This is a genomic window from uncultured Mucilaginibacter sp. (assembly GCF_937859865.1).
Lineage (GTDB): Bacteria > Bacteroidota > Bacteroidia > Sphingobacteriales > Sphingobacteriaceae > Mucilaginibacter_A.
In genome coordinates this window covers 2,009-8,293 of the sequence record NZ_CALMAT010000164.1, presented here as the reverse complement: position 1 = coordinate 8,293, position 6,285 = coordinate 2,009, and the positions used below count along the sequence as shown (strand labels likewise).

Genomic DNA, 6,285 nt, shown 5'->3' with positions numbered 1-6,285 from the left:
CTTCCTGATGCGGTAACCAAATCAACCGGAATATCACTTTTCTTTAAATATGGGTGATATTTTAAAACGGTATCAATGCGGTTGCCCACATCTTTTAAATAGTCCGGGTTGCTCGGGCCTTTGTTTGATCCTCCGGAACCGGCAGCATTGTAAGCAACTGCCGAAGGACGGCCCCAAAAGTATTGCGGCTTGTCAAACTTTTGGCCGATGTTGGCATAACCAACCACTTTTCCGTTTACGGTAATGGTTTCGCCGTTGCCTTGGCCTTTAGAAAGTTTGCCGATAAAGGAAATCAGCACGGGATAAATCACACATAGTAAAACCGTTAGCACCAGCGTTAACCGGATGGATTGAAGCAAATATTTTTTCATTTTATAATGATTTTATAGGGGTAAAAGAAGCATGTGCATTAGACCATTGTACCAATCAACAGGTCTATTAATTTGATGCCGATAAAAGGGGCAATCACGCCGCCGAAACCGTAAATCAATAAGTTGCGGCGAAGCAAAGCACTCGCGCCAATCGGTTTGTATTCCACGCCTTTTAAAGCCAGCGGGATCAGTAGCGGAATAATGATCGCATTGAAAATTACGGCCGAAAGAATGGCAGATTCCGGGCTGTGCAAACGCATGATATTGATGCTTTGCAAAGCAGGAATGGAAGCAATAAACAAAGCCGGAACGATGGCAAAATATTTGGCCACATCATTGGCGATAGAAAAAGTAGTCAGCGTTCCGCGGGTAATCAGCAACTGCTTGCCGATTTCTACAATCTCGATCAGTTTGGTTGGGTCGTTGTCCAAATCCACCATATTGCCGGCTTCTTTTGCAGCTTGTGTTCCGCTGTTCATCGCCACGCCAACATCGGCCTGGGCCAAAGCGGGTGCATCGTTTGTTCCGTCGCCCATCATGGCCACCAATTTTCCGCTGTTTTGCTCCTGTTTGATGTAGTGCATTTTATCTTCCGGTTTAGCTTCGGCAATAAAATCGTCCACACCCGCTTTTTCGGCAATAAATTTTGCCGTCAGCGGGTTGTCGCCCGTTACCATTACTGTTTTTATGCCCATTTTTCTCAGGCGTTCAAAACGTTCGGCAATCCCGGTTTTGATAATGTCCTGCAGTTCAACCGTTCCTAAAACCACTTCATTTTGAGAAACTACCAGCGGCGTACCGCCATTGCTCGAAACCATTTTTACACGTTCGGCCACATCTTCCGGATAAGCATTTCCGGCATTAACGGTGAGGTTGCGGATGGAATCAGAAGCGCCTTTACGGATACGCAAACCTTCCGGCGTGTTGATGCCGCTGGAACGGGTTTCGGCCGTAAATTTGATAAACTCGGAACCGGCAGGAACCTGCAACGAAATGCCTGGTTTGCCTTGTTGCGCCAGTTCGATAATAGATTTTCCTTCCGGCGTTTCATCTGCCAGAGAAGACAATACGGCGGCCTTTACCAGGTCATCTACCGATACTTCTTTTACCGGCCAAAAATTGGTGGCCTTACGGTTGCCAATGGTAATGGTTCCGGTTTTATCCAGCAACAACACATCAATATCGCCAGCCGTTTCTACCGCTTTTCCGGATTTGGTGATCACGTTTGCACGCAGCGCACGGTCCATTCCGGCAATACCAATGGCTGATAACAAACCGCCGATGGTTGTCGGGATCAGACAAACAAAAAGCGAAATCAAAGCCGCAATGGTGATTGGCGTGTGGGCATAATCCGCAAAAGGTTTTAAGGTTACGCAAACAATGATAAAGATCAGCGTAAAGCTGGCCAGCAAAATGGTTAAGGCAATTTCGTTTGGTGTTTTTTGGCGCGATGCACCTTCCACCAAAGCAATCATTTTATCCAAAAAGCTTTCGCCGGGTTCTGTGGTAACTACTACTTTGATCTTGTCGGATAAAACCATTGTTCCGCCGGTTACCGATGATTTATCGCCGCCTGCTTCGCGGATCATCGGTGCAGATTCTCCGGTAATGGCCGATTCATCAATCGTGGCCAAACCTTCGATAATCTCGCCATCGGTTGGAATCGTATCGCCGGTTTCGCAAACAAACACATCGCCTTTTTTTAATTGGCTGGAAGAAACAGAAGTGATGCTGCCATCTTCGCCGATTAATTTGGCCGGTGTTTCTTCGCGGGTTTTGCGCAGGCTGTCGGCTTGTGCTTTACCGCGTGCTTCGGCAATGGCTTCGGCGAAATTGGCAAACAACACGGTTAAAAACAGCACCAGGAACACCACAAAGTTATAGCCGAAAGAACCCTGATCGTGGTGGCTGTAACTGTAGATGGTAACGTACAACATGATGACTGTACCAATCTCAACCGTAAACATCACTGGGTTGCGAAGCATTACTTTTGGATTGAGTTTGACGAACGACTCTTTGAGCGCAGTTTGCACTAAAGCTGGTTCAAATAATTTATTAGAAGTTTTCATTTTGATATTGAGGGGTGAGGCTATTTAGGCATTGAAAAATACTCTGCCAGCGGGCCTAAAGCCAGTGCAGGGAAATAGGATAAAGCATTTAATACCATGATGACGGCAAACGTCATGAGGCCAAAGGTTACGGTATCAATTTTAAGCGTACCGGCAGATTCGGGCACATACTTCTTTTGTGCCAGTAAACCTGCGATGGCAACCGGACCAATGATGGGCAGGAAGCGGCCCAACAGGATAACGATCCCTGCGGATACGTTCCAGAAAACGTTGTTATCACCTAAGCCTTCAAAGCCCGAACCATTGTTGGCATTGGAGGAGGTATATTGATACAGCATTTCGGAGAAGCCGTGGTAGCCGGGATTGTTTAACCAGGTTGATGGTTTAACCGCCCAATTGATGTTGGCATGTTCTGTCAGGATATAGGAAGACAAGGCAGTGCCAGCCATAATCAAAAACGGACTGAGCAGCGTAATCAAAGCGGCAATTTTAACTTCCCTGGCTTCCACTTTATGGCCTAAAAATTCGGGTGTGCGGCCAACCATCAATCCGGAAATAAACACCGCGATGATGAGGTAAATAAAATAGTTGAGCAACCCAACGCCGCAGCCGCCAAAAAACCCGTTGATCATCATGGCCAAAAGTTCCCACAAACCGGTAAGCGGCATGGTACTATCGTGCATACCGTTAACAGAACCGGTTGAGGTAACGGTGGTTAGAGTACTCCAATAAGCAGTTGCGGCCGGGCCGAAACGTACTTCTTTGCCTTCCATTGCGCCTGTGGTTTGCGAAATGCCCATTTTGGCAATGGCCCGGTTTCCGCCAATTTCACTAAAAATAGTGGGTAAAAGAAGCATCAGCACGCCAAACATCATCACGCCAAAAATGATCCAGCCCAGCTTCTTTCTTTTGATATAATAACCAAAAGCCAGGATCATGGCCACAGGGATGATAAACTGTGCGATAATCTCAACCATGTTGGTCAAATAATTCGGGTTTTCGAGCGGATGCGCAGAGTTGGCGCCAAACCAGCCGCCACCATTGGTGCCGAGATGTTTAATGGCGATCATCTGTGCCGCAGGACCGCGCGATACATTCAACGTATCGCCTTGTAACGACATAAATTGGTCTTTACCTGCGTAGCTGCTTGGCGTACCGTTAAAGGTTAATATCAAAGCGATGACGATAGATAAAGGCAGCAAAAGGCGGGTAATGATTTTGACAAAATAATTCCAAAAGTTGCCCAAATCTGTAACGGTTTTATCTTTAAAAGCTTTAAACACGCCAACCGCACAGGCAATACCGGTGGCAGCACTGGTAAAATGCAAGAACATAAAGATAAAGTGCTGGGTAAGATAAGTTGCACCGGTTTCGCCGGAATAATCTTGCAAATTACAGTTGGCCACAAAACTGATGATGGTGTTGAAGGACAAATCCGCCGTCATACCCGGGTTTTTATCCGGGTTTAGCGGCAACTTATCCTGATAAAGCAGTACAAAAAAGCCATAAACCAGCCACAAAATGTTGATGGTCATCATCGCCTTTAAAAACTGTTTCCAGTTCATCGGCTCGTTCGGGTTGATGCCCGAAAGTTTAAAAAGAAAGCGTTCAAACGGCTTTAAAAAATCAGTCCATACCTTTTCGCCGGCAAACATTTTGGCCAAGTATTTCCCCAGCGGGACAGCAATCAAAAGTGTGATGGCGAAGGATGCAATGATCCCTAAGAATTCGGTGTTCATTGTAAATGTTGATTAAAAATTTTCGGGTTTGAGCAGTACGTAAACCATATAGGCAAATACTGCGAGGGAGATAATGAAGAGTGCTAACATAATTTTCAGATTTTTTCGAACCAGTCAATTGTTTTAAAAATAACCCAGCAACTAAGCAGCAGGGCAAGGAAAAGGAGTAAAGTGAGCATGGTATTTTAATTATTTTTTATCAGCATAGCCAAAACCAGTACCAATAAAATTGTCTATAACTATTCTATTGATTTTGAGTAAGTTAAAATTGAACTTATTTGGAAGAGCAGTTACAGCACCTATCATAATGAAAGGTTTTTTTCATTTTAATAGGGTTACATACTGTTTTTACCGGGTAAAAATTGGTGAAAGTTTGTTTTTGCTTTCCGGGTTGCGGATGAGAAAAAGCTTCTCTGAAAAGACGAGAAAAAGCAAAGACCAGCGCATAATTTTGACTGTATAATTAGCTTTAAAAGAAATTTTAATAAAAAAATTAAATAAAGCTTAAATAATTATCAAAATTATCCTAATTTACCGCTGATTTAAGTAAAAGAATTAAGTAATTATCAAAAAGTTATGGATTTAGACCGAAATCTGTTTCTCAATCTAAAAAAAGACATTGCAACTACTGCTTTTAAATTGATTTATGGTATTTTTTTGATTATTCTTTCCAGATTTATTGATTAAATTATCTAAAATAAAGGAATTAATAAAGAATAGTCCAAAAAGTGTTTCTTTCTTCCAAAAACATCTTTAAACATAAACCAATAAATGCTAAAACTAAAAAATTGCCTATGAATACATAAAAACCTGCCCTAAAAGAAGCATCAGCATTCAAACTGCTTTTGCCAAAAAAATCCTTCAATTGCCAAACCGGTCTTGATTTTTTGGTATCGGATCAATTGTCTTCATCTATTTTCAAACAACAAAAAATCTACTCACATATGCAAAAAAGCTATACCCTAAATGTGCTTTTAATCAGGCTGATGCGCTCGTCAGTTTTACAGTTGCCAGCCATTATTTTGCTTTCGGGCGCAGTGTATGCCCGGCCTGGTTTTACCTCAAATGTTTTAAACAGAAATATTTCGGCCAACCTTAAAAATGTACCGATAAAAGAAGCATTCATTACGAAAGACAAAGATTTTGTAAATGCCCGGCAGGAGCGTACCATCACCGGCAAAGTAACTTCCAAATTGGATAACATTGGTTTGCCGGGCGTAAGTGTAATTATTAAAGGAACCAACAAAGGCACGGTTACGGATATGGATGGAAAATACAAGATTTCCGTTCCCGGGAGTGCAAGTACATTGGTTTTTACTTACATCAGTTTTGAAACGCAGGAAGTAGTTGTCGGTAGTCAAAGCACGATCAATATCCGGTTGCTTGAAAGCTCTAAAACGTTGAATGAAGTGGTGGTAACTGCCGCTGGCATCAAACGCGAAAAATCTGCTTTGGGCTATTCGGTAACCACGGTTACTGCTGATAAACTGGCGCAAAAATCAGAACCTGACCCTTTGCGCGCTTTAACCGGTAAAGTTGCGGGCGTTAATATCCAGTCTTCGGGTGGCGTGGCCGGTGGCGGAACAAATATCACCATCCGCGGAAATTCTTCGCTTAACGGCAACAATCAGCCTTTGTTTGTGGTGGACGGCGTTCCGTTTGACAACTCCAGTTTTGCTAATGTTGGCGCAACAAGTGTTGGCGGATCAGGCGTTACCAACCGTGCTTTTGATATTGACCCAAACAACATTCAAAGCATGACGGTGCTGAAAGGTGCCGCAGCCGCCGCGTTGTACGGATCGCGGGCGGCAAACGGCGCAATCATCATCACTACCAAATCCGGCAAAAAACAAAGCCGGAAAGGGACAGAAATCACGTACAGCACTTCCTACGCTGTTGAAAACGTTTCCGGTTTGCCGGATTATCAAACCAAATATGGGCAAGGCACCAACAACGATTATCGGCATGGCGTTTATGCTTCCTGGGGCCAGCCTTTTCCGGGCGTACAAAGCATCATCCCAACGCGTGCAACCATTCCACAGCAGTTAACGCGGCAGTTTCGTTCGGCCGTTTTTCCGCAGTTTTATCAGGCTGATGGTGTTACGC

4 protein-coding genes and 1 pseudogene (1 of these 5 running past the window's edge) are annotated in these 6,285 nt (G+C 43.9%); 1 reads left to right on the top strand and 4 read right to left on the bottom strand.

What is annotated here, in order from left to right; translation table 11 throughout:
• The 4 genes and pseudogenes from Q0192_RS17495 to Q0192_RS18830 form a co-directional block, all read right to left on the bottom strand.
• Positions 1-371: pseudogene (locus Q0192_RS17495) on the bottom strand (potassium-transporting ATPase subunit C); it reaches 156 nt to the left of the window's first position.
• A gap of 38 nt (positions 372-409) precedes the next feature.
• Positions 410-2,440, bottom strand: coding sequence for a potassium-transporting ATPase subunit KdpB (kdpB, locus tag Q0192_RS17490; protein WP_299291562.1), 2,031 nt, complete (start codon positions 2,438-2,440; stop codon positions 410-412).
• 20 nt (positions 2,441-2,460) lie between these two features.
• Positions 2,461-4,179, bottom strand: a complete 1,719-nt coding sequence (kdpA, locus tag Q0192_RS17485; protein WP_299291560.1) for a potassium-transporting ATPase subunit KdpA — start codon at positions 4,177-4,179, stop codon at positions 2,461-2,463.
• 12 nt (positions 4,180-4,191) lie between these two features.
• Entirely contained in the window at positions 4,192-4,269 is a 78-nt protein-coding gene (locus tag Q0192_RS18830; protein ID WP_366518210.1) for a potassium-transporting ATPase subunit F, read from the bottom strand.
• Positions 4,270-5,123: 854 nt separating this feature from the next.
• Here Q0192_RS18830 and Q0192_RS17480 point away from each other — a divergent pair.
• On the top strand, positions 5,124-6,285 hold a 1,162-nt coding region (locus Q0192_RS17480), incomplete at its 3' end, for a TonB-dependent receptor plug domain-containing protein (protein WP_299291558.1).

Coding starts and splice junctions, on each gene's coding strand:
- kdpB (WP_299291562.1), bottom strand. CDS start 2,440: ATGAAAACTTCTAATAAATTATTTGAACCAGCTTTAGTGCAAACTGCG.
- kdpA (WP_299291560.1), bottom strand. CDS start 4,179: ATGAACACCGAATTCTTAGGGATCATTGCATCCTTCGCCATCACACTT.
- Q0192_RS18830 (WP_366518210.1), bottom strand. CDS start 4,269: ATGTTAGCACTCTTCATTATCTCCCTCGCAGTATTTGCCTATATGGTT.